Annotated in this window: 23 protein-coding genes, 1 pseudogene and 3 riboswitches; of the genes and pseudogenes, 21 read left to right on the forward strand and 3 right to left on the reverse strand. The window is 34.6% G+C overall.

The window, feature by feature from the left end; translation table 11 throughout:
* Window positions 1-560 precede the first annotated feature (560 nt).
* The 6 genes from QUF93_RS04535 (at window position 561) to thiE (ending at window position 6,158) form a co-directional block, all read left to right on the forward strand.
* Window positions 561-1,514, forward strand: a complete 954-nt coding sequence (locus QUF93_RS04535) for an ABC transporter permease (protein ID WP_289357995.1) — start codon at window positions 561-563, stop codon at window positions 1,512-1,514.
* Complete coding sequence (locus QUF93_RS04540) at window positions 1,504-2,475, forward strand: iron chelate uptake ABC transporter family permease subunit (RefSeq protein WP_289357996.1); 972 nt, start codon at window positions 1,504-1,506, stop codon at window positions 2,473-2,475. Before QUF93_RS04535 ends, QUF93_RS04540 begins: the two co-directional genes overlap by 11 nt.
* Window positions 2,469-3,227, forward strand: coding sequence for an iron ABC transporter ATP-binding protein (locus QUF93_RS04545; RefSeq protein ID WP_289357997.1), 759 nt, complete (start codon window positions 2,469-2,471; stop codon window positions 3,225-3,227). The genes QUF93_RS04540 and QUF93_RS04545 overlap by 7 nt, the downstream gene beginning before the upstream one ends.
* 74 nt (window positions 3,228-3,301) lie before the next feature.
* Window positions 3,302-4,249, forward strand: coding sequence for a siderophore ABC transporter substrate-binding protein (locus tag QUF93_RS04550; protein ID WP_289357998.1), 948 nt, complete (start codon window positions 3,302-3,304; stop codon window positions 4,247-4,249).
* Window positions 4,250-4,495: 246 nt separating this feature from the next.
* A riboswitch (TPP riboswitch) is annotated at window positions 4,496-4,605 on the forward strand.
* 70 nt (window positions 4,606-4,675) lie between these two features.
* The gene (gene thiM, locus QUF93_RS04555) at window positions 4,676-5,485 is read left to right on the forward strand and encodes a hydroxyethylthiazole kinase (protein ID WP_289357999.1); all 810 of its coding nucleotides are present in this window, start codon (window positions 4,676-4,678) and stop codon (window positions 5,483-5,485) included.
* A 13-nt stretch (window positions 5,486-5,498) separates the two neighbouring features.
* Window positions 5,499-6,158: a thiamine phosphate synthase gene (thiE, locus tag QUF93_RS04560; RefSeq protein WP_289358000.1), complete on the forward strand. Its 660-nt coding sequence runs from the start codon at window positions 5,499-5,501 to the stop codon at window positions 6,156-6,158.
* A gap of 175 nt (window positions 6,159-6,333) precedes the next feature.
* Here the strand turns inward: thiE and QUF93_RS04565 are convergent, their stop codons facing one another.
* Window positions 6,334-7,647: an anaerobic C4-dicarboxylate transporter family protein gene (locus QUF93_RS04565; RefSeq protein WP_002113643.1), complete on the reverse strand. Its 1,314-nt coding sequence runs from the start codon at window positions 7,645-7,647 to the stop codon at window positions 6,334-6,336.
* A gap of 282 nt (window positions 7,648-7,929) precedes the next feature.
* Window positions 7,930-8,014: riboswitch (cyclic di-GMP riboswitch) on the forward strand.
* Window positions 8,015-8,155: 141 nt separating this feature from the next.
* On the opposite strand from QUF93_RS04565, the gene QUF93_RS04570 reads away from it, so the two are divergent.
* The 14 genes and pseudogenes from QUF93_RS04570 (at window position 8,156) to QUF93_RS04635 (ending at window position 19,256) form a co-directional block, all read left to right on the forward strand.
* On the forward strand, window positions 8,156-9,895 hold the full coding sequence (locus QUF93_RS04570) for a methyl-accepting chemotaxis protein (RefSeq protein WP_289358001.1): 1,740 nt from the start codon (window positions 8,156-8,158) through the stop codon (window positions 9,893-9,895).
* Window positions 9,896-9,903: 8 nt separating this feature from the next.
* A pseudogene (locus QUF93_RS04575) lies at window positions 9,904-10,122 on the forward strand (phosphopantetheine-binding protein); the annotation flags it as partial.
* A gap of 108 nt (window positions 10,123-10,230) precedes the next feature.
* Window positions 10,231-10,332: riboswitch (TPP riboswitch) on the forward strand.
* A 100-nt stretch (window positions 10,333-10,432) separates the two neighbouring features.
* Window positions 10,433-10,753 carry an MTH1187 family thiamine-binding protein gene (locus QUF93_RS04580; protein ID WP_088231771.1) on the forward strand — a complete coding sequence of 107 codons (321 nt, stop codon included), beginning with the start codon at window positions 10,433-10,435 and terminating at the stop codon, window positions 10,751-10,753.
* The gene (locus QUF93_RS04585) at window positions 10,725-11,498 is read left to right on the forward strand and encodes an ABC transporter permease (RefSeq protein WP_097904920.1); all 774 of its coding nucleotides are present in this window, start codon (window positions 10,725-10,727) and stop codon (window positions 11,496-11,498) included. Before QUF93_RS04580 ends, QUF93_RS04585 begins: the two co-directional genes overlap by 29 nt.
* Entirely contained in the window at window positions 11,495-12,493 is a 999-nt protein-coding gene (locus QUF93_RS04590) for an ABC transporter substrate-binding protein (protein WP_002115791.1), read from the forward strand. The genes QUF93_RS04585 and QUF93_RS04590 overlap by 4 nt, the downstream gene beginning before the upstream one ends.
* Window positions 12,490-13,239: an ABC transporter ATP-binding protein gene (locus tag QUF93_RS04595; RefSeq protein WP_002115794.1), complete on the forward strand. Its 750-nt coding sequence runs from the start codon at window positions 12,490-12,492 to the stop codon at window positions 13,237-13,239. Before QUF93_RS04590 ends, QUF93_RS04595 begins: the two co-directional genes overlap by 4 nt.
* A gap of 444 nt (window positions 13,240-13,683) precedes the next feature.
* The gene (locus QUF93_RS04600) at window positions 13,684-15,228 is read left to right on the forward strand and encodes an ABC-F family ATP-binding cassette domain-containing protein (RefSeq protein ID WP_289358002.1); all 1,545 of its coding nucleotides are present in this window, start codon (window positions 13,684-13,686) and stop codon (window positions 15,226-15,228) included.
* 543 nt (window positions 15,229-15,771) lie between these two features.
* On the forward strand, window positions 15,772-16,143 hold the full coding sequence (locus QUF93_RS04605; protein ID WP_002115800.1) for a DnaJ family domain-containing protein: 372 nt from the start codon (window positions 15,772-15,774) through the stop codon (window positions 16,141-16,143).
* A 10-nt stretch (window positions 16,144-16,153) separates the two neighbouring features.
* Window positions 16,154-16,468, forward strand: coding sequence for a thioredoxin family protein (locus tag QUF93_RS04610; protein ID WP_289358003.1), 315 nt, complete (start codon window positions 16,154-16,156; stop codon window positions 16,466-16,468).
* 13 nt (window positions 16,469-16,481) lie between these two features.
* A complete protein-coding gene (locus tag QUF93_RS04615; RefSeq protein ID WP_088057393.1) occupies window positions 16,482-16,730 on the forward strand; it encodes a hypothetical protein in 249 nt (82 codons plus the stop codon).
* Between the two features lie 119 nt (window positions 16,731-16,849).
* On the forward strand, window positions 16,850-16,987 hold the full coding sequence (locus QUF93_RS04620; protein WP_098269665.1) for a histidine kinase: 138 nt from the start codon (window positions 16,850-16,852) through the stop codon (window positions 16,985-16,987).
* 80 nt (window positions 16,988-17,067) lie between these two features.
* Window positions 17,068-17,649, forward strand: coding sequence for a TetR/AcrR family transcriptional regulator (locus QUF93_RS04625; protein ID WP_097904912.1), 582 nt, complete (start codon window positions 17,068-17,070; stop codon window positions 17,647-17,649).
* Window positions 17,650-17,716: 67 nt separating this feature from the next.
* Window positions 17,717-18,949, forward strand: a complete 1,233-nt coding sequence (locus tag QUF93_RS04630; protein ID WP_289375215.1) for an MFS transporter — start codon at window positions 17,717-17,719, stop codon at window positions 18,947-18,949.
* A gap of 112 nt (window positions 18,950-19,061) precedes the next feature.
* On the forward strand, window positions 19,062-19,256 hold the full coding sequence (locus QUF93_RS04635; protein ID WP_000795763.1) for a helix-turn-helix transcriptional regulator: 195 nt from the start codon (window positions 19,062-19,064) through the stop codon (window positions 19,254-19,256).
* Window positions 19,257-19,315: 59 nt separating this feature from the next.
* Here QUF93_RS04635 and QUF93_RS04640 read toward each other — a convergent pair whose 3' ends face one another.
* Together QUF93_RS04640 and QUF93_RS04645 are read right to left on the reverse strand one after the other, a co-directional pair.
* On the reverse strand, window positions 19,316-20,599 hold the full coding sequence (locus QUF93_RS04640) for an MFS transporter (protein WP_212936612.1): 1,284 nt from the start codon (window positions 20,597-20,599) through the stop codon (window positions 19,316-19,318).
* A gap of 108 nt (window positions 20,600-20,707) precedes the next feature.
* The gene (locus QUF93_RS04645) at window positions 20,708-22,021 is read right to left on the reverse strand and encodes an alkaline phosphatase family protein (protein ID WP_289358005.1); all 1,314 of its coding nucleotides are present in this window, start codon (window positions 22,019-22,021) and stop codon (window positions 20,708-20,710) included.
* 155 nt (window positions 22,022-22,176) lie between these two features.
* Here QUF93_RS04645 and QUF93_RS04650 point away from each other — a divergent pair, with 155 nt between their 5' ends.
* The gene (locus QUF93_RS04650; protein WP_002115823.1) at window positions 22,177-22,470 is read left to right on the forward strand and encodes a YesK-like family protein; all 294 of its coding nucleotides are present in this window, start codon (window positions 22,177-22,179) and stop codon (window positions 22,468-22,470) included.
* The last annotated feature ends 60 nt before the right edge of the window (window positions 22,471-22,530 follow it).

Consider the following 22,530-nt stretch of genomic DNA (forward strand, 5'->3'; position numbering starts at 1 on the left):
TCGAGTTTTTTGCTGTTTTCTCGTTTTTAGACTGTTGTGTAGAACTATTTTTAATAGTAGTTGTTGGTTTGAAATAAAGTCATGATATTTTAAAAAACTTTGTGAAGTTTTACCCCTTTGGATATTTTTGTCTGAAGGGGTGTTTTTATGACTAAATGAAAAAGAACATCCGAACAAAAGGTGGATTAAGAAATTATTGATTGATTACAACGCTTTTTGATGAAATGAAGCAGTAAGATTTACAAATATAAATAAAAGATTGATATAAATGTCAGGTTTTGAGGTATATACGTTGACATCGCAAATGAATTTCATTATCATTAAGGTGGGTTACCAAAATATTGCCAAAATAAATGTCAGAAAGTTAGATTTTACAGAAAAATAAAGTTTTTCATTGATAATGAATTTCATTCTCTGTATATGAAGGCGAAGAATGGTTGAACTAGGAGAGTTATGATCTCTATCATTCTATAAATAGACGAGGGGGAAAGATGATAGGATTATAATCTGTTTGAAATCAAGTGATGGCGACAGAACATAATCTGCACCATGATAGGACTATGAAAAAAAGATACTTATTTATTGCGCTTATTGTTTTATCAGTTGCTTCTATTTTCATTGGTGTAAAAGATGTTAGCCTGAATGATATTTTGCATTGGGATCAAGATAAAATGCAAATCATATTTTTAAGTAGGCTACCTCGTTTAATTAGTATCGTTGTTGCGGGTGTTAGCTTAAGTATAAGTGGCTTAATTATGCAGCAATTAAGTAGAAATAAATTTGTATCGCCGACAACAGCCGGTACGATGGATAGTGCAAAATTAGGGGTGCTTGTATCATTAATGTTGTTTACAACAGCAAGTCCTCTTGAAAAAATGTTAATTGCATTCGTTTTTGCACTAGCAGGTACATTTCTATTTATGGAAATTTTAAAGCGAATTAAGTTTAAGGATGTAATATTTATCCCGCTAGTTGGGATTATGTTTGGGAACATTATTAGTTCCATTACAACATTCTTTGCTTATAAATATGACTTAATTCAAAATATCAATTCATGGCTACAAGGTGACTTTTCAATGATTATGAAAGGGAGATATGAAATTTTATATTTCAGTATTCCACTTGTAATTATCGCATTTTTATATGCGAATCGTTTTACCGTTGCTGGAATGGGAGAGGATTTTGCAGCAAATTTAGGAATGAATTATAAGAGAGTACTAAATATTGGACTCGTGATTGTTTCTTTAATTTCTGCATTAGTTGTTTTAACTGTTGGAATGATTCCGTTTTTAGGACTTATTATTCCAAATATCGTTTCCATCTATCGCGGAGACAATTTGAAAAATAGTTTGCCTCATACTGCATTGCTAGGAGCAGTTTTTGTACTAGCTTGCGATATACTCGGTAGGGTCGTCATTTATCCGTACGAGATTTCTATTGGTTTAACAGTAGGAGTAATCGGAAGCGGAATCTTCCTTTATTTATTGATGAGGAGAAACGCATATGCAGCATAGAAAACCGAAGAATTATAAGTTGATGTTGGTAATACTTGCAGTTTTAGCTGTAGTGTCCGTTGGAATCTTTTTGTTCATTAACTTAAATATGAACACATTAGAGTATGCGTTACCAAGAAGAGCGAAGAAAGTACTAGCAATGGTAATAACGGGCGGAGCAATTGCATTTTCGTCTATGCTTTTCCAAACAGTTAGTAATAACCGGATCTTAACACCGAGTGTTATCGGTTTAGATTCACTTTATATGTTCGTACAAACTGTTGTTGTATTTGTATTTGGATCGCAACATTTTGCAATGATGAATACGAATGTAAATTTTCTTATATCGGTAAGTGCAATGGTGATTTTTTCACTATTTCTCTATAAATTTCTATTTAAAAGAGAAGGAAGTAATATATATTTCTTACTCTTAATCGGATTAATATTTGGGACATTCTTTCAAAGTTTATCGTCCTTTATGCAAGTGCTTATTGATCCAAATGAGTTTCAAATTGTGCAAGGAAAGATGTTTGCAAGCGTCAATAACGTGAAAACAGAGTTACTTACAGTGTCTATTATTGGGATTGTATTAGTTATTGCCTACATATATAAAGAGTTGAAATTACTAGATGTATTATCGCTCGGAAGAGAAGAGGCAATTAACCTAGGCGTAGATTATGACAAAGTCGTGAAAAAACTTTTAATTGCAATCGCAATTTTAGTTTCTATTTCTACGGCCTTAGTTGGACCAATTACGTTTTTAGGATTATTGGTAGTCAATGTTGCACGTGAATTCTTGTATACATATAAGCACAAATATTTAATTATAGGTTCTATCCTTATTAGTATCATTGCCTTAGTAGGTGGACAATTGATTGTTGAGAGAGTGTTCGAATTTAACACAACTTTAAGTGTCATTGTTAACTTCGTCGGCGGTGTGTACTTCATTTATCTTCTATTAAAGGAGAGCAAGTCATGGTAGAAGTAAGAAATGTATCAAAGCAATATGGTAATAAAAATGTTGTTGAAGATGTTTCTATTAAAATAGCAAAAGGAAAGATTACATCTTTTATTGGACCGAATGGTGCTGGGAAAAGTACAGTTCTTTCTATGATTAGTAGGTTACTAAAAAAGGATGCTGGTGAAATTTATATTGAAGATAAAGAAATTGGTGAGTGGAATAGTAATGATCTAGCTAAAAAAATCTCTATTTTAAAGCAAACGAATCATATTAATTTAAGACTTACTATTCGAGAATTAGTTAGCTTTGGTAGATTTCCTTACTCACAAGGGAATTTAACACCAGAAGATTGGCAACATATTGAGGAAGCTATTCGCTATATGGAGCTTGAAGATATTGAACATAAATATTTAGATCAACTAAGTGGTGGGCAGAGGCAAAGAGCTTATATTGCGATGGTAATTGCTCAAAATACTGAGTACATTTTGTTAGATGAACCACTTAATAACTTGGATATGAAGCACTCCGTACAAATTATGAAAGTGCTAAGGCGCCTTGTTGAGGAACTTGGAAAAACAGTTATTATCGTAATTCATGATATAAATTTTGCTTCTTGTTATTCAGACCGTATTGTCGCTTTAAAGGACGGGAAGGTCATGAAAGAAGGTCCAACAAATGAAATTATTGATAAAGCTGTTTTAAAAGATATTTATGATATGGACATCCATATAGAAGAGATATCTGGAAATAACATTTGTATTTACTTTTCATAAGAGAAAGTTATTTTTGATAGTGTAAATGCACTATCGATTTAAATAATTTAAAAAAATTTATTGAGGTGATTGAAGTGAAAAAATTAGCGATGCTACTATTAACTTTCATGCTTGCTATCGTCGCTGTGGCATGTAGCAATAATGCTTCTACTGACAAAAAGACAGAAGCTAGTGAAAGTAAAACGAAAGAGATTACAATTAAACACAAATTAGGTGAAACGAAAGTTAAAACAAACCCTAAAAACGTTGTAGTATTTGACTTCGGTTCATTAGATACATTAGACAAATTAGGTGTAGAAGTAGCTGGTGTTCCACAAAAAAATGTTCCTGAATACCTTTCTAAATACAAAGATAAAAAGTATACAAACGTTGGGGGCTTGAAAGAGCCAGATTTTGAAAAAATTAATGAAATGAACCCAGAATTAATTATCATTTCTGGAAGACAATCAGATTCATATAAAGAATTTGAAAAGATTGCTCCAACTATTTATGTAGAACAAGATACAAAAGATTACATGAAATCATTTAAAGAAAACACAGAAATGTTAGCAAAAATCTTCGATAAAGAAGATGCAGCGAAAAAAGAAATTGCAGCAGTTGAAAAAGATGTTAAAGCATTAAATGAAAAAGCTACGAAAAGCGATAAAAAAGGTTTAATCCTTCTTGCGAATGATGGTCAAGTAAGTGCATACGGTCCGCAATCTCGTTTCGGTATTATTCACGATGTATTTGGTGTAAAACCTGTTGACACAGAACTTAAAGCAGATACACATGGTAATAAAGTTTCATTCGAATATATTCTTGAGAAAAACCCAGATTACATCTTTGTAGTAGATAGAGGCGCTGTTGTTGGCGGAAAATCTTCTGCAAAACAAGTTGTTGAAAACGAAATCGTTAGCAAAACAAATGCTGCGAAAAACGGTAATGTAGTTTACCTTGATGCAAACTACTGGTACCTATCTGGTGGCGGACTTGAGTCTGTATCAGAAATGGTTAAAGAAGTATCAAAAGGTCTAAAATAATTATAAAAAGAGTGATAGGATGAGTTTCCTATCACTCTTTTTATCTCGCTATTTGCGGGAAGTAAAACTCCCACCTCAAAATTCAGCTGGAGCAAAGAAGTTAGGTGGGAGTCTGGCTGCCCGTAACGCCCGATTGGTGAAGGCTAATAATGAACAAAACCCCCACTGATTAAAGTTTCACTTTATATGGAAAAGTAAAGAACTTGTTATTTTACTAGAATAAGAGTAGACTTTGAAGTAGATGAATAATAAACACATGGGAGTTTGTGGATGCAAACTGAGAGTATGACTAATCCGTCATTGACCATTTGAACCTGTTGGATAATGCCAGCGTAGGGAGAGTGTAAAAGCACATGTTCAGGCACTTTGCGTACGCAAAGTGCCTTTTTGTGTATCTCCCATCATTATAGTTAGGAGATGAATTGAATGAATGTACAAGAAATTAGTAAAGTCGTGGAATTGGTGAGAGAGTCTAATCCACTCGTGCATAATATTACAAATATTGTTGTAACGAATTTTACAGCAAACGGATTGTTAGCATTAGGAGCATCGCCTGTAATGGCGTATGCAAAAGAAGAAGTAGCAGAAATGGCTAGCATTGCAGGAGCTCTTGTTTTAAATATGGGTACACTTCGTCCTGAAGAGGTAGAAGCGATGTTACTTGCTGGTAAATCAGCAAATACGAATGATGTACCAGTATTGTTTGATCCAGTTGGGGCAGGAGCAACTTCTTATCGAACAGAAGTTGCGAGATATATTCCAGCTGAAATCGATTTAGCTGTTATCCGCGGAAATGCAGCTGAAATTGCTAATGTTATTAATGAGAAATGGGAAATTAAAGGTGTAGACGTTGGTACTGGAAATGGTAATGTTGTAAATATTGCAAAACAGGCAGCGGATGAATTAAATACAGTTGCGGTAATTACTGGAGAAGAAGATGTTGTTACAGATGGAGAGCGAACTATTCTTATTCGAAATGGCCATCCTATTTTAACGAAAGTTACTGGAACAGGTTGTTTACTAACTTCTGTAATAGGAGCATTTGTAGCGGTAGAAAAGGATTATGTAAAGGCAACAGTAGCCGCATTAACATTCTATGGAGTAGCAGCAGAAATAGCGGCTTCGAAAACAGTAGAGAATGGACCAGGAAGCTTCCAAATTGAATTTTTAAATCAGTTAGCGAATACAACTTCAGATGATATTGAGAAGTATGGAAAGATTGAAGTTATACAGTAAGGAGGGGAACTAGATGTCGCGTATTACAATGGATGAAATGTCTAGGTTATTACCAGTATATTTTATTATGGGAAGTAACAATTGTACGAAGGAGCCACTACAAGTATTGAGAGATGCACTAGAAGGTGGTATAACAATTTTTCAATTTCGTGAAAAGGGAGAAGGGGCTTTAACGGGAGAGAAACGTATTGATTTTGCGAAAGAACTACAATCGCTTTGCAAGGAGTATGGTGTATCATTCATCGTAAATGATGATGTAGAACTAGCTCTCGAGTTAGATGCAGATGGCGTGCATGTTGGACAAGATGATGAAGGAATTACATCTGTTCGTAAAAAAATGGGAGATAAAATTATTGGAGTATCTACACATACAATTGAAGAAGCACGCTGGGCGATTGAAAATGGAGCCGATTATTTAGGAGTTGGTCCAATCTTCCCGACGAGTACGAAAAAAGATACGAAAGCGGTTCAAGGAACGAAAGGTCTAAAGTATTTTAGGGAACAAGAGATTACAATACCGATCGTTGGGATTGGTGGTATTACAATTGAAAATACAGCGTCGGTTATAGAAGCGGGTGCGGATGGTGTTTCAGTTATTTCAGCGATTAGCTTAGCGGAATCTGCGTATGAAAGTACGAAGAAATTAGCTGAGGAAGTAAATAAGAGCTTGTAGAGGCGCAAAATGAGTTATTTCGTTTATCCCGCTATTTACGGGCAGCCCGATTGGTGAGGGCTAATAATCAGTGGGGGATGAACAAAACTCCCACTGATTAAAGTTTCACTTTATTTAAACAAACGTTTGATTAAAAAAGCACAAACCCTTTTAAATTGTAGGTTTGTGCTTTTATTTAAAACATAATTGAAATTAAGAGCATTCCAATTCCGATAGAAGTAAAGGTTGCAATCAGGCCAGGAATCATAAAGCTATGATTTAAAACATATTTACCAATTCCTGTTGTACCAGTGCGATCAAAATTAATTGCAGCAACGATTGTCCCGTAGTTTGGAATGAAGAAGTATCCATTTACTGCAGGGAACATTGCAATAAGTAATGCCGGCGGAATACCAAGTGATAGTCCAAGTGGCACTAAAGCACGAACTGTTGCTGCTTGGCTATACAGTAAAATAGATAGAATGAATAGTGCGATAGCAAATAGCCATGGTGCACTTGTCACTAAGTGTTGAATTGATCCTTGAATTATATTTAAGTTTCCATTGAAGAAAGTATCTCCCATCCAGGCGATACCAAAAATAGCAACAACTGCTGTTGCGCCTGCTTTAAAGACGTTACCAGTTACAATGCTTTCCACATTTGGTTTACAGAAAATAATAATAAGAGCAGCAATGGTTAACATGACCATTTCAATTGTGTTTGGCATTGACAGACGAACTAATTTCCCATCAACCATCCATCCTGGACGAAGTGTTTCAAATGAACCGAGAAGTACAACAAGGAAAGTTGCGACTAGGAAAAGAATAACTGATAATTTTGCGCCTTTTGAACCTACAAATTCTTTTTTCTCTTCAAGTTTAGGGATCATTCCCTCTTTTAATCGCTTCAAGTATTCAGGGTCTTCATTTAATTCTTTTCCCATTTTACTAGCAACGAATGCAGCTACCATACAAGCGATGAAAGTAGAAGGGATACTGACTTTTAAAATATCTAACAAAGTGATTTTATAGTCGGCTAACATTGCTAAAAGCGCAACTGTTGCAGCCGATATTGGACTAGCTGTAATTGCCTGCTGGGAAGCGATAACGGCAATTGACATTGGTCGTTCAGGTCTAATTCCTGATTCGCGAGATACTTCGGCGATAACGGGAAGTACAGAATAAGCGACATGACCAGTTCCCGCGCACAGCGTGAATAAATAAGTAACAATAGGAGCAAAAAATGTAATGCGCTTTGGGTTTTTTCGTAATGCTTTCTCAGCAAGGTGGACAAGATAATCCATTCCTCCAGCAGCTTGCAAAGCACCAGCAGCAGTGATTACCGCTAAAATCATAAGCATTACATCGATAGGAGGAGCGGTTGGTTGTAAGTGGAAGACAAAAACGAGTATTGCCATACCAACTCCACCCATTACTCCTAAACCAACTCCGCCTAGGCGTGCACCAATAAAAATGCAGAGTAATAAGGTAAGAAATTGTAGCCAAAACATGATAAACTACCTCCGAAATTCATAAGTTAAGATATATCCGAATAATTTAATTTGAGTGAAAATTAAATAGGTATCCGAAAGAATCCTTGATTTTTCTACATTTTTTATTATATAACACAAAAAAAGTAACATTCATGTATTTTTTGAAAGTATTTCGAAAAAATAACACATTGGAATTTTATATTTATATCTCTAAATAAGTAGACATTTTAATCCGTATGTTGTAATCTTTGAAAGAGAATAATTTAATTCTCATAGAACTCCCATATCGTTCAACTCGTTCAGCGAGAAAGGCAAACTGATGGAAACATGAGGACGCAAAACTACAGGGGCTAAGGTCGAAAGGCTATGCTAGCCAGTTACCGGACGGATAGGGTTGGTCTTGACCAATGCTTTTTTCATTGGTCTTTTTTTTATTTGTAAACAATTGAGAAACATTATCAGTTATTAAGTGTTTATATTTTGATAGTTTTACTTGATATTAAGTTAATTAAGAAAGGTGATGTTAATGAAAAAATATTGGCATAAGCTATCTTTTCTTCAAAAAAATGTATTGTTAACGGTATTAGTTATTTTGACGCTTGTTGGTACTATGGGAGCGTTAAGTTTTAACATGTTTCAAAATAGTATGATGTCTATATTTGAAAGGCATTCTTTTGAAACAGGAGATACGGTATTACATAAATTAGACGAAGAGATAGTGAGAGATGTTGCAAAAGACCCAGCGGCAGAAAGAGAAAAGAGAGAGAAGTTAACAGAGAAATTAGATGAATCAACGGAAGAATTGAACAGTGTTGGACAAACGTATATTGTGGGAGCAAAAGAAAATGAAAAAGGTGAGTTACAAATCGTCGGCTTGTCTACAGGCTTAGCAAATGTTGTTGAAGTAAAGCCGGGAGACTATTATAAACAACCAGATCTTTGGATGAAAGCATATGATAAGGTAATGAGCACGAAAAAAGCAAACATGACAGTAGTATATGAAGACGCATTAGGATCATGGGTAACGATATTAGAGCCAATTAAAGATGGAGACGATAATATTGTGGCAATTGTTGCCGCTGATGTAGATGCTTCTATTGTTCCTAGTACAAAGAAAAAATTTATTATACAAGGTGTAATGTTTATTTGTATTTCTGTTTTAATTGCAACTGTTATTCAATTCTTAATTGTACGTAATGCACTTGCTCCATTGCGAGATTTACGTGAAGGATTGCGCAAAGTCGGTGAAGGTGATTTAAGTATTAAATTAGAGGAAAGACCAGATGATATTGGTATTATTAATGCGTATTTTAATAATACCATCGAGAAGTTTAAAGGAATTGTAGATAAAGTGAAGCAGACAGCAGAACAGGTTTCCTCATCTTCACAAGAATTGTCAGCGAGTACAGCGGAGAATAGTATGACAGTTCAAGAGATTGCGGGTTCTATGGTGGGATTAAGAGCTGGTGTTCAGTCGCAAGAAACTTCTGTACAACAATGTTTATGGATTGTACATGAAATGGAAAATAAGATGGAAGAAATAACAGGGGCTGCGAAACAAGTTTCCACTACCTCAGAATGTATGGAGCAACATTCGGTGGAGGGTAATGGAGTTATTGAACAAATTATTAATCAAATGAGTTTAATTCAAAAAGCAGTACAAGATCTATCTTCTATCATTTATTCGTTGGAAACAAGATCAAAAGAAATAAGTGACATTGTAACTGTAATTACAGGTATTTCAAATCAAACGAACTTACTAGCTTTAAATGCTTCTATTGAGGCTTCACGTGCTGGAGCAGCTGGAAGAGGATTTGCTGTTGTCGCAGATGAAGTGCGTGAATTAGCGGAGAAAACGGAAGCATCGGCAAAAGATATAGCTAAATTAATAGGAGAGACACAGGCTGAAGCAGAAGAGGCTGTAGTTTCAATGCAGAAAGGTTCAAAAGAAGTGGAATCTGGAATTACCCTTGTTCAAAGTAGCGGTGCTTTCTTTGAGAAAATTTCAAAATCAGCACAATCTGTTACAAAGCAAGTTAGAGTCGTTTCTAGCAATTCAAATGATATTTGGCAAAATAGCCAAAAGATAGTTCAAGTTGTAAATGAACTATCTCATATTGCAAATACGTATGCAAATAGTAGCAATAATGTTGAAGCGAGTATGAAGGAGCAAGAAATGTCTGTACAAGATATAGCAGAATTAGCTACTTCTTTAAGTTGGCTTTCACAGGAGCTACAAGAGTTAATAGGAGAATTTAAAAGTTAATAACATAATATAAGACACCTTCTAATGAAGCTGAAGAAAGAATAGCAAAAGCTTGGATTGATGTATTAGGAATCTCAAAGATTGGTGTACATGATGATTTCTTTACAATTGGTGGACATTCATTAAAAGTATTGGGAGTTTTAGCATTATTAAAAGAAGGTTTTTCACATTTAATAATTCAAGATTGCTTTAACGAGAGAACGATATACGGATTAGTTCGAATTGAGTAGGAAATAAAAGTATAGAAGGAAGAAGTTGGATGTTTTCCGGAAATAATGAAATGATATGTACGCTTTTGTTTGTTCAATAAAATAAATCATGCTACAATGAAAACGAATTAAGAACCGGGGAGCCAATTGGCTGAGAGGATGTAAGTATACATCGACCCTCAACCTGATCTGGATAATGCCAGCGTAGGGAGTTACTTTAAAGTGATGTAGCATAAGTTATTATAGAATAACTTGTATACAAGGCTTTCCTACATGGTAGGAAAGCCTTTTCTTTTTTTGAAAACTTATTTTTAAGGGGGATTTTATTATGTCACAACAAGTTACGATGTCATTTTCAGTAGTACCACAAGCGAAGAACAAAGATGTGTATTCCGTTGTTGATAAAGCAATTGAAGTTGTACAACAGTCGGGAGTTCGTTATGAAGTAGGAGCAATGGAAACAACGTTGGAAGGAGAATTAGATGTACTTCTTGATGTCGTTAAACGTGCACAGCAAGCATGCGTCGATGCTGGAGCAGAAGAAGTGATTACGTCGATTAAAATCCATTATCGTCCAAGCACTGGTGTAACGATAGATGAAAAAGTTTGGAAGTACCGTGATGAATATGCAAAACCAGAAGCAATCTAAAATAATTACAACAATTTGGCTTATCCTTCTCATTGTGATATGGGAAGGATCTGTTTCATTATTTAAAATCGAACCGTGGATTTTACCAAAGCCTTCCGCGATTGTTCAAGAATTAATTGGAATGAAAGACCTATTACTACCGAATCTGGCACAAACGTTACAGGAAGTAATAATTGGCTTGTTTTTTGCGATTTTACTTGGAACGAGTATTGCAATTCTTATGGACGTTATCCCTTTATTTCGTATTTTAATAAACCCGTTGCTCGTTATTTCGCAAACAATTCCAATCGTTGTACTTGCACCGTTATTTATTATTTGGTTTGGATATGGGATGTTGCCGAAAGTAATGGTAGTCATACTCGTTTGTTTCTTCCCAATTGCGCTTAGCATTTTAGAAGGTTTTCAAACAGTAGATAAAAATATGCTGAAGTTGTTACAAACGATGAAGGCAACGAAGTGGCAAATTTATCAGAAAGTAAAATTTCCAGCAGTACTTCCATACTTTTTCTCAGGTTTAAAAATTGCAGTTACATATAGCGTAATGGGGGCAATTATCGGAGAATGGCTCGGTGCAAGTGAAGGGTTAGGGGTTATGCTTACGAGAGCAACAAAATCCTTTTTAACTGCCCGAGTATTTGGTGTTGCAGCGATTATCGTCATGGTGACATTATGCCTGTATTTTATCGTGGAGTTTATGGCAAGAATAACAGCACCATGGATATATAGAAAGGACGGCAGAAAATGAAAAAGGGTTTAAAAGTTATGTTAGCTGCTTTATTAGCAGTAGGTGTGGCTGGATGTAATCCGGCGAAGAAAGAAGAAAGTGCAAGTAAAGATGAAAAAGTAAAAGTAGTATTAGATTGGTTTCCAAATACGAATCATACTGGCTTATATGTAGCGCAAACGAAAGATTATTATAAAAAGCAAGGATTAGATGTAGAAATTATCCAACCAGGTGACAATGTAACAGCGGAGCAAATGATAGCTTCAGGAAAAGCGGATTTCGCAATAAGCGCACAAGAAAATGTAACGTTAGCTCGTGTGGAAGGTATTCCTGTTGTGTCTGTAGGAGCGATTATTCAGCATAACACTTCAGCTTTTGCATCGCTTAAAAAAGATAATATGACGTCACCCAAAGATTTTGAAGGTAAACGTTACGGAGGCTGGGGAGGACCAGCAGAAGAAGCGACGTTAAAGACGATTATGGATAAACATCAAGCGGATTTTAATAAAGTTGAAAAAATTATTCTTGGACAAACAGATTTCTTTAAATCAATCGGTCGTGATGCAGACTTTGAATGGATTTATTATGGATGGGATGGAATTGAAGCGAAGCGTCAAGGAAAAGAGTTAAATACAATTATGGTGAAAGACTTAGATCCGGCACTTGATTTCTATAGTCCAGTTATTATTACGAGTGAAAAACATACGAAGCAAGATAAAGACTTTGTGAAAAAGTTTATGACTGCAACGACAGAAGGTTATAATTTTGCAATTAAAGAACCGAAAGAAGCTGCTGATATTTTAATTAAAGCCGTTCCAGATATAAATAAAGATTTAGTACAAGAAAGTCAAAAGTGGTTAAGTACGAAGTATCAAGATGATGCAAAAGCATGGGGAGTACAGAAGGAAGAGGTTTGGACAAATTACACGAATTTCTTATATGACAACAAAGTTATTAAAAAGAAAATTGATGTAAAAGATGCCTTTACAAATGAATTCCTTCCAAGTGAAAAATGAGTGGATTACAAATAAAAGATATTGTAAAAGCTTTCGATGGAAAGAATGTATTAGCAAATATTAGTGCTGCTATACAAGAGGGAGAGTTTGTCTCTTTTGTAGGTCCGAGTGGTTGTGGAAAAAGTACATTATTAAATATGATTGCAAGTGTCGAACAACCAACGAGTGGAGAAGTGTTTTATAACGAGGAGTATGTAAAGAAACAAGATGTTGTTAGTTATATGCCGCAACAAGATTTATTACTACCGTGGCGATCGGCTTTGCAAAATATAGTTCTTCCATTGGAAATCGAAGGAAAGCCTAAAAAACAAAGGCTGACAGAAGGAATGGAAGCCTTAAAGCAGTTTGAGCTAGATGAATATGCAGACCATTATCCAGATGAGTTATCAGGTGGAATGCGTCAAAGAATTAGTTTCCTTCGCACATATTTATGTGAAAAGCCAATTATGCTACTTGATGAGCCTTTTGGAAAATTAGATGCATTTACAAAAATGGAAGTACATAGTTGGCTTTTGAATTCTTGGCACCAAGAAAAGCAAACAATTGTTATGGTCACACATGACTTAGATGAAGCAATTTTGCTTTCTGATCGCGTATTTATTTTATCTCAAAGACCAGCATCAATAGTTGGTGAGGTGCAAGTGAAACTACCTCGTCCTCGAACGATGGATATGTTAACATCGCTTGAGTTAAAGAAGGATAAGGAAGAAATTTTAAGAGTATTAGCTCCGTATATGAAAAAATAGAAAAAAGTCTTTTAACAGTTTTTGGTATAATTGCTGTTAAGAGGCTTTTTTATATAGGAGGAGAAAGATGAAATCTATAGGGGAAATAGTGGATTCATTACACCAGATAATCTTGAAGAAGGAACAAAAGAAAAAATAGAGAATAGAATATAACAGAGTTGTTTATACTCGTAATATAACAAATGTTAAAGGAGTGAAAGGATAAAATGACTTTATCAACTGTTCTTCAAATGGTTTTAGCTTGATACGGGAGAAGTCTGCCCATTTTTAAAGATTAAGCTAAATTGAAGACAGCAGGTAAAGAACCTTAATCCTTTTTTACGATAATATGTAATGGGTAAGGTGTATTCACCTTACCCATTTTTTATATACACAATTAAATAAGGCTTTATACTGTGAGTCTCTCTATTTAGCTTATGGATGATAAGTAAAGGAGAGAGAAAAATGAGTATATTAACAGTAGAAAATGTAAGTCATTCGTATGGTGAGAAAACCATCTTATATAATGCATGTTTTCGACTATTAAAGGGAGAACATGTTGGGTTAGTTGGAGAAAATGGCATTGGAAAGTCAACGCTGTTACGTCTGTTAACAGGAGAAATTATACATGATGATGGAAACATTGAATGGTTTCCGCATGTGAAGGTAGGATTTTTACAGCAACATATAGATTTACAAGAAGGCATAACAATTGAAGAATACTTGCAAAGTGCATTTTCTAATTTATATGCGATTGAATGTGAAATGTTAAAACTTGCAGAAGAAATGGCGGAAGCAGAAGAAGTAACAAAATTGTTAGTAAGGTATGGAGAATTACAAACGATATTGGAGAGTTCTAATTTTTATCAAATTCATACAGAAATTGAAGAAGTGGCAACAGGCTTAGGGTTGCTTGAAGTAGGGATGAAGAAGGATGTTTCAAAATTAAGCGGAGGGCAGCGGACAAAGTTGTTACTTGGAAAGCTTCTTTTAGAAAAAGCTGATGTTTTATTGTTAGATGAGCCAACAAACTATTTAGATACGGCACATATAGAATGGTTGCAATCATATTTACAAATGTATGAAAAAGCTTATATCATCATTTCGCATGATGAAGTATTTTTAAACAATATTACGAACGTTATTTATCATCTAGAAGAACGACAGGTTAAGCGTTATGTAGGTGGTTATAGAAGTTTTGTACAGAATTATGAACTGCAAAAGAAACAATTACAAGTAGCGTATGCGAAGCAACAAAAAGAAATTGCCCAGTTAGAAACATTTATTCAAAAAAATAAAATTCGAAAAGCGAAACAGGCAAAGAGCCGAGAAAAAGTATTGAAGAAAATGCAAAGGGTTGAAAAAGTTACTAATGTGCCACGGTCCCGTTTTGATTTTACTGTTTATAATGAGCCGGTAAGTCGTATATTGCAGGCTGAAAAACTAAGGATAGGCTATAGGGATCCTTTATTTCCAGAATTGGATTTGCAAGTGAAAAAAGGAGAAAAGATAGCCATCGTTGGTCATAATGGTATTGGAAAAACGACAATGTTAAAAACGTTATTAGGCCAAATAAAGCCATTAGGCGGTTCAATTTCTGTTGGGGAACGAGTAAATCCTGCTTATTTTGCACAGGAAGAGTTTGCTTCAGAAACAACACCATTAGAGAAAGTTTGGGCAGAACGACCTGATATGACAAAGAAAGAAGTACGTCAAGCATTGGCGAAGTGTGGATTGAAAGAAGAACATGTATTAAAGCCGCTTTGTTTATTAAGCGGAGGAGAACAAACAAAGGTACGACTTTGTGAACTTATCGTAACGAAAAGTAATGTTTTAATTTTAGATGAGCCGACTAATCATTTGGATATAGAAACTAAGAAGGCTTTGCAGGAAGCGTTACAACGATATAAAGGAACGGTCTTAATTGTTTCACATGAGCCTTCTTTCTATGAATCGTGGATAACGAAAATATGGAATATAGAAGAATGGCATGTTGAACAATATGAATAAAGAAAAGGCATTAGCTTTATGAGCTAATGCCTTTTCTTTGTGATTAACATGATTTTCGAGAACTCTTACATGAGAAGTGTATGAAGAAACACTCTTATGGTGCGCTTATAAGCGTGCTTTTTCTTTTGTTATGTTTATATTTGTAATAATACTAGATGCCTTTCCCTAATAGGCTACTATCTTTCTTTATATATATAGATAGTTTGAAATGGAATAAAAATAATTCCTATATATAAAGGATAATGTGATTAGTATAGGAAGACAATAGAAGTAAAAGGAAATTCATGTAAAATTCAGATGAACTTCACATAAACTTCATATTAGAAATTGAATATAATTATAATAGGTTATTATAATGTTTACTATAATTCCTCTGACTTCGTCCTTGATTGTAATGGGTTTATCAGAAGGAATATCTCCCTTTTTATGCAATAGTAGTTTTATATAGTTAAAAAAACTGTATGGAGTCAATCTTGAATGGCGTAGCAAGATAATGAAATTTCATGTAAAATAATAGTAAAAATATGTAAGGGAGGGAGTAATGTGGATGTGTTTTTGAATATTGCCGAAGAAAAAATTCGACAAGCAATACGGAACGGTGACCTCGATCATATTCCGGGAAAAGGCAAACCACTACAATTAGAAGATCTTTCAATGGTACCTCCAGAACTTAGAATGAGTTATAAAATCTTAAAAAATGCAGGTATGATTCCACCAGAAATGGAACTACAAAAAGATATACTAAAAATAGAGGATTTAATCGCTTGCTGTTATGATGAAGAAGAGAGAAAGAAATTACGAGAAGAGTTAACAATAAAAACGTTACGTTTTCAGCAGTTAATGGAAAAAAGAAAAATGAAAGATAGTTCAGCATTTCGTATGTATCAAGATAGAGTATTTCATAAATTGCGTTAAGAGGGATAAGATGCATAAATTTAAAACGATAGAAGAATTAGCGACATATATTGAAGAACAACAAGTAGTACTTCTGTTTATTAAAACGGAAAATTGCGGCGTTTGTGATGTTATGTTACGGAAAGTAAATTACGTATTAGAGAATTATGATTACGTAGAGAAAGTAGAGATATTACTTCAAGACATGCAAGAGGTTGCAGGACGATATGCAGTATTTACAGGGCCAACAATTTTATTATTTTATAATGGAAAAGAGGTTCTTCGTGAATCACGCTTTATTTCACTTGAAAATTTAGAGAGAACGATTCAACTATTAGAGAATTAAGGGAGGTTTTTATATGGGGTTCGTTATAGCTGGATTACTATTTTGTGTTTTAATTTGGATGATTGCAGCATCAGTTAGATCAAATAAACGAAGAGTAAATCTTACTAAAGAGAGTAATACACATAGTACGTCTAACAGCTCATCACCATTATTTTTCTTTGCTGGATCGGATAGTGATAGTTCACATGATGGCGGTTCGCATGATTGCGGAGGATCTTTTGGCGGAGATAGTGGAGGTAGCTGCGGTGGTGGCGGGGATTGATGAGAATACGCCTTATATGGGCGTATTTCTTTTTAAACAAACGTTTGATTAGTTGGTTTACATATGCATACAATCAGTTAAACAAACGTTTGATTAATATTTTTAACATACTAAGGTGAATGGAACTGAAAATAAAAAACAAAGGGAAAGCAGCATTATTTTTATTAGTTGCGGGAGGCGTATTTCTTGTTAAATTAGGATTTAAATTTGGAACAATACATATGATTCGAACGTGGTTTGAAAGTGTGTTTTCTTAAATAAGGAATACAGCCTCTTGCAATTGAGGTTTTTTATTTGTTAATATTAGACTGAACGGTCGGTTTAAAGAGGTGTGAATATGAGAAAAAGCGCAGAAGAGATAAAGAAGGAAATCGCATATAAAGCAGAAAGTCTTTTTTCACAAAAGGGTTATGCAGCCACATCTATGGAAGATATTTGTGAAATTACAGGGCGAAGTAAGGGAAGTATTTATTACCACTTTAAGAGTAAAGAAGAATTATTTTTATTTGTAGTGAAACAGCATACGTATGATTGGCTTGAAAAATGGAATGAAAAAGAGAAGTTGTATAGTACTAGTACTGAGAAATTATATGGCCTCGCAGAATATTATGTAGAGGATATACAACAACCTATTTCGAATGCAATAGAGGAATTTTCTATGAGCCAAGTTGTAAGTAAAGAGATTCTAGATGAACTGTTAGATTTAACTAGAGAATCATATGTTATGGTTGAGCGATTAATCGAAACAGGCATACAGTCTGGAGAGTTTTGTGAAGAAAATACGCGCGATTTGATGTATATTGTAAATGGCTTATTATCAGGGCTTGGAGTGCTTTACTATGAGCTAGATTATAGTGAGCTAAAACGTATTTATAAAAAGGCAATAGATGTATTGTTAAAAGGGATGGCAGCTGAATAATAAATCAGCAGCTTTTCTTATAAAACAAATTAGACCGAACGGTCGGTTTATAAAAAGGAGGATGAGCATGAAAGCTTTATTTAAAAATCGAGCATTTATGCTCGTTATGACATCTGATATTTTACAGCAATTTGCAATTTGGATTAGAAATATGGCTCTATTGTATTTCATAATGGAACGGACGAATAATGATCCGGTTTCAGTGTCACTATTATCGGTCATGGAATATGCACCTATTTTCATTTTTTCGTTTATTGGTGGTGCGTTAGCAGATCGCTGGAATCCAAAAAGAACAATGTTTGCTGGAGATCTATTAAGTGTACTGTCTATTATAGGAATTGTTTTGTTGTTAAAAGTGGATTACTGGCAGGCAATATTTTTTGCGACACTCGTTTCCGCAATTGTAGGTCAGTTTTCTCAGCCGTCATCTTCACGTATATTTAAGCGCTATGTAAAGGAAGAACAGGTAGCAAATGCGATTGCATTTAACCAAACATTACAGTCATTATTTATGATTTTTGGACCAGTGGTAGGATCGCTTGTGTATACACAACTGGGTTTATTTACGTCACTATATAGCTTAATCATTTTATTTTTGTTATCTGCTATCGCCCTTTCATTTTTACCAAAATGGGTTGAACAAGAGCAAGTGGCAAGAGGTTCATTAAAAAATGATATAAAAGAAGGTTGGAAATATGTTCTTCATACGAAAAATTTACGTATGATTACGATCACTTTTACCATTATGGGCTTAGCTGTTGGATTAACAAATTCATTAGAGGTGTTTCTTGTAATAGAACGCCTTGGAATGGAAAAGGAAGCAGTTCAATATTTAGCCGCAGCTGATGGAATAGGTATGTTAATCGGTGGTATTGTTGCTGCAGTTTTCGCTTCAAAAGTGAATCCGAAAAAGATGTTTGTATTCGGTATGAGCATATTAGCGATGTCATTTTTAGTAGAAGGGCTATCTACATCATTTTGGATTACTAGTTTCATGAGGTTTGGAACAGGTATTTGTTTAGCTTGTGTTAATATCGTTGTCGGTACGCTTATGATTCAACTTGTACCAGAGGATATGATTGGAAGAGTAAATGGGACAATTTTACCACTGTTTATGGGAGCTATGCTAATTGGTACTGCTTTAGCTGGAGGATTAAAGGAAATGACTTCACTAGTTATTGTGTTTTGTATAGCAATGTCACTTATTTTATTAGCGATAGGTCCGGTTTTACGTATGCAAATAAATAAAGAAGATGTCGCTAATAAAGAGGAACTAACAAATTCGTTATCTTCGAAATAACTATTGTAAGGGAGCGTGTTTGCTCCCTTTTTCTATGGGAATCTTTTGACAATGAAATGTACCAACTATATACTGATGTTGTAAAAATAATTTTACAGGTTAGGAGAAAGATGTGAAAAATCAAATCTATGAATTACGCACTGAAAATAATATTTCACAAGGTGCATTAGCTGATAAGTGTAACGTATCAAGACAGACGATAAATGCAATTGAGAATAATAAGTATGATCCAAGCTTAGCGCTAGCATTCCGGTTAGCAGAAGTATTAGGAACAACTGTCGATAAACTATTTTTGTACAAGCTTTAGAGGGAGAAGTTATTGGGGAAAGAGAAAGAACCTCTTCTCGTTTGAAGAGGTTCTTTCTCTTATATTGTTTTAGTTTTCGGATTAGGTGGTGTAACGGACGTATCATTTTCAGGAACTCTAGTTAATAAGAATCCACCGATAATAAATAGGACAATAATACTAAGGACACCAGCGTTTGTTTTTCCTGTTAATTGTGTTGTGACACCTACTAATACTGGCCCCATAATTGCCGCGAATTTACCAAAGATATTATAAAATCCGAAGAATTCATTTGCAGATTCTTTCGGTACTAGTTTTGCGAAATAAGAACGGCTAAGTGCTTGAATACCGCCCTGAGAAGTAGCAACCAACATTGCTAAAATCCAGAAATCAAGTGTCGTTTTTAAGAAATAAGCATATGTGCAAATAATGATATAAATGATAATACCGACATATAGCATTTTTTTACCGGTAAATGTTTCTGATAGTTTTCCGTATAATAAAGCGAATGGACAAGCGACAATTTGTGTTACAAATAAGATGATCAATAGATTAGTTGCACTAATACCGAGATCTGTTCCGTAAGCAGTAGACATAGTAATAATTGTATCGACCCCGTCAATGTAGAAAAAGTAAGCTATTAGGAACATAAATACAGTTTTATATTCTTTAATATTTTTAAAAGTATCAGCAAGGCGCTTGAAGCTCATTGCAATTGGTCTTGGATGACGTTCAATATAGTGTGTTTGTTCTACGTTTTTTAGCATTGGAATTGTAAATAACCCCCACCAAAGAGCTGTTATTGCGAAAGAAATTTGACTAGCAATGCCGACTGATAAGGGGATAGTTCCTTTTTGAGCAAGAATGATAAGAGCAATACAACCGATAAAAGGAATTGTGCTCCCAATATAACCTAATGCAAAGCCTCTTGTAGAAATTCGGTCCATTCTATCTTTAGAGGTAACATCTACTAAAAATGCATCATAAAAAATATTTGCTCCAGCAAATCCGACTAATGCGAGCATATAGCATCCTAGTAATAAGTACCACTGGGATGTTGGAACAACTGCTAGCATACTCGTAAACACGATGCCGAGTCCAAAGAAAAATGTGAAAAATCGTTTTTTAAATCCTTTATAATCAGCAACTGTGCCGAGAATAGGAGCAAGTATAGAAATTAAAAGTGTAGCGAACGAGTTTGCATATCCCCAATAGGCTGTTGAAGTTGCACCAGATAATCCAGCTTCTTTTGCAGCTGCTTTAAAGTAAATTGGAAATAATGCAGTTGTAATGACGAGCGAATATACCGAGTTCGCCCAATCATATAATATCCAGCTTTTTTCCTGTCTGGACATTTTTTTCATATAATGTTCCCCCTTAAATTTGTTCTACTAACAGTGTACAAAAATAAAAATTATAAAAAGAGAAACAGTGATGATTTTTACATAACTTTTACATATATACACAGTTCTTTACAATTGGAGTAAATCCTCTACAATTGATCCGTCTGTTTCACCTAAGTGCAAACCGAGTAGTCTAGCGATAGTTGGACCTTCATCAATCAGTCTCATATACGGGATGGTAACGCCACTTTTTATACCTTTCCCAGTAGCGATAAAAATTGTTTCGTAGTTAGGTTTTGTTGGAGAGTATCCATGAGTTCCAAATGTATATTTTTTACTAGGCGTCACATCTTGTTTAGTAATTTCTTTTATAAAATCTCCTGTATAGTTTTCAGTGAAATAATACCCTTCTTGTGCTTCTAACATGAATAAACAATTACTGTCCGCACCGCATTCTTTCGCATCCTCATCATGAAGTATAAATTCAATTCCGTTTTGTTTATTTTGAAGCAGTTCTTCAAGGAGTAGTTGTACTTCTCGAATTGTATCCGTATCGTTTTTGTCTCTCACATATACATAGGCAGACCCGTCGCAACTTTGGCAATAGGCCTTCCAGTCTACTAATTTTCCTTTTGAATTTATAGATATAAGCCCTTTTTGATGAAATAGCACATTTAATTGAATGGCTTTGTTTTCACTTAAAGCACTATGGTCACCAAGAGCAATAATTGTACTTTCTTCGTATAGGCCACTTTCTTTTAAAGCTTGAATAATTTTCCCTAGCCGTTCATCATGTCTATGAATTGCAGCTATTGTTTCTTTGGATTCAAAACCATGATAGTGCCTCTGGGTGTCTAAATCAGTGAAATGTACGAACATAACATTAGGCTTTTTCGTATGGATCGTATGTACGGCAGAAGCAAGGACGAAATCATCAAGTTCAGGCTGTGACAATCCATTTCGTATATGACCGAAACGTCGATTTAAATCTAATTGGTATAGCGGGCTACCGCTAAATAATGAAACTAAAACTTGATTTTGCCATGGTCTATTTGGAAAAATTTCCGGTAAATTGTAATCAATGTTTGCTCTTCCAGTAACAGGCCAAAGAAGGGCTGCTGTCGTTAAATTTGCTTTGCGTGCTTCATCATATAATGTTGTTCCTTTTATCGATTTTCGGTACCAATGCCAATCAGGTGATTCACGCCCTGGTTGAAGTAACGTATTGCTAACAACACCATGCTTATTAGGGTAATTACCGGTTACGATTGTTGAGTGGCTTGGATATGTTACAGAAGGATAAATTGGTTCTACTTTTTCGACAACCGTGCCCTTTTTTATTAGAGATTGGAAATGAGGTAATTTTTGTAGTATAGGAAAATCTAAAGCTGATAAACAGTCGAATGATAAAATAATGACACGATTCGTTAATGCTTTATCCATAAAGTAATCCTCCTAATTATATAAAACCTATTCTTATATATTACTATTAATACCTGGTAATAAAAAATATATTTTTGAATAAAATTCTATTGTTTATTTTCAGAAAAATTAAACATATAATAAGTATAAGGGAATGTATGGAAGGAGGGAATAGTATGGACTGGTTAGATGGATTCGGTATATTTTACATCATTGGTGGAATCACAATTTTCCTTGTATTTGCTATTTCATATTTACTAAAGAAACGTTTTCCAGACAAACAGTTTGATATTATATTTGCACTTATTTTAATACTTCTTTGCTTAGCATCCTTTCCTGTTACAATGATGGTTATTGGTGGATGGGAAGGAATGGGATACGGATTTATTGGTTTCTTCGTTTTAATTGGTACACTTATTGGTATGGTTGCTCATCAACTTGTAAAAATAGTTCGGAAAAGTTATGTATAAAACAGTAAGAATTGAAAAGAATGTATAAAAAAAAGAAAATTCACTCTTGTTTTGGAGTGG

The sequence above is a fragment of the Bacillus hominis genome (assembly GCF_030348325.1).
Classification (GTDB): Bacteria; Bacillota; Bacilli; order Bacillales; family Bacillaceae_G; genus Bacillus_A; species Bacillus_A hominis.

Coding starts and splice junctions, on each gene's coding strand:
- QUF93_RS04535 (WP_289357995.1), top strand. CDS start 561: ATGAAAAAAAGATACTTATTTATTGCGCTTATTGTTTTATCAGTTGCT.
- QUF93_RS04540 (WP_289357996.1), top strand. CDS start 1,504: ATGCAGCATAGAAAACCGAAGAATTATAAGTTGATGTTGGTAATACTT.
- QUF93_RS04545 (WP_289357997.1), top strand. CDS start 2,469: ATGGTAGAAGTAAGAAATGTATCAAAGCAATATGGTAATAAAAATGTT.
- thiM (WP_289357999.1), top strand. CDS start 4,676: ATGAATGTACAAGAAATTAGTAAAGTCGTGGAATTGGTGAGAGAGTCT.
- thiE (WP_289358000.1), top strand. CDS start 5,499: ATGTCGCGTATTACAATGGATGAAATGTCTAGGTTATTACCAGTATAT.
- QUF93_RS04565 (WP_002113643.1), bottom strand. CDS start 7,647: ATGTTTTGGCTACAATTTCTTACCTTATTACTCTGCATTTTTATTGGT.
- QUF93_RS04570 (WP_289358001.1), top strand. CDS start 8,156: ATGAAAAAATATTGGCATAAGCTATCTTTTCTTCAAAAAAATGTATTG.
- QUF93_RS04580 (WP_088231771.1), top strand. CDS start 10,433: ATGTCACAACAAGTTACGATGTCATTTTCAGTAGTACCACAAGCGAAG.
- QUF93_RS04585 (WP_097904920.1), top strand. CDS start 10,725: ATGAATATGCAAAACCAGAAGCAATCTAAAATAATTACAACAATTTGG.
- QUF93_RS04590 (WP_002115791.1), top strand. CDS start 11,495: ATGAAAAAGGGTTTAAAAGTTATGTTAGCTGCTTTATTAGCAGTAGGT.
- QUF93_RS04595 (WP_002115794.1), top strand. CDS start 12,490: ATGAGTGGATTACAAATAAAAGATATTGTAAAAGCTTTCGATGGAAAG.
- QUF93_RS04600 (WP_289358002.1), top strand. CDS start 13,684: ATGAGTATATTAACAGTAGAAAATGTAAGTCATTCGTATGGTGAGAAA.
- QUF93_RS04610 (WP_289358003.1), top strand. CDS start 16,154: ATGCATAAATTTAAAACGATAGAAGAATTAGCGACATATATTGAAGAA.
- QUF93_RS04615 (WP_088057393.1), top strand. CDS start 16,482: ATGGGGTTCGTTATAGCTGGATTACTATTTTGTGTTTTAATTTGGATG.
- QUF93_RS04620 (WP_098269665.1), top strand. CDS start 16,850: ATGGAACTGAAAATAAAAAACAAAGGGAAAGCAGCATTATTTTTATTA.
- QUF93_RS04625 (WP_097904912.1), top strand. CDS start 17,068: ATGAGAAAAAGCGCAGAAGAGATAAAGAAGGAAATCGCATATAAAGCA.
- QUF93_RS04630 (WP_289375215.1), top strand. CDS start 17,717: ATGAAAGCTTTATTTAAAAATCGAGCATTTATGCTCGTTATGACATCT.
- QUF93_RS04640 (WP_212936612.1), bottom strand. CDS start 20,599: ATGAAAAAAATGTCCAGACAGGAAAAAAGCTGGATATTATATGATTGG.
- QUF93_RS04645 (WP_289358005.1), bottom strand. CDS start 22,021: ATGGATAAAGCATTAACGAATCGTGTCATTATTTTATCATTCGACTGT.
- QUF93_RS04650 (WP_002115823.1), top strand. CDS start 22,177: ATGGACTGGTTAGATGGATTCGGTATATTTTACATCATTGGTGGAATC.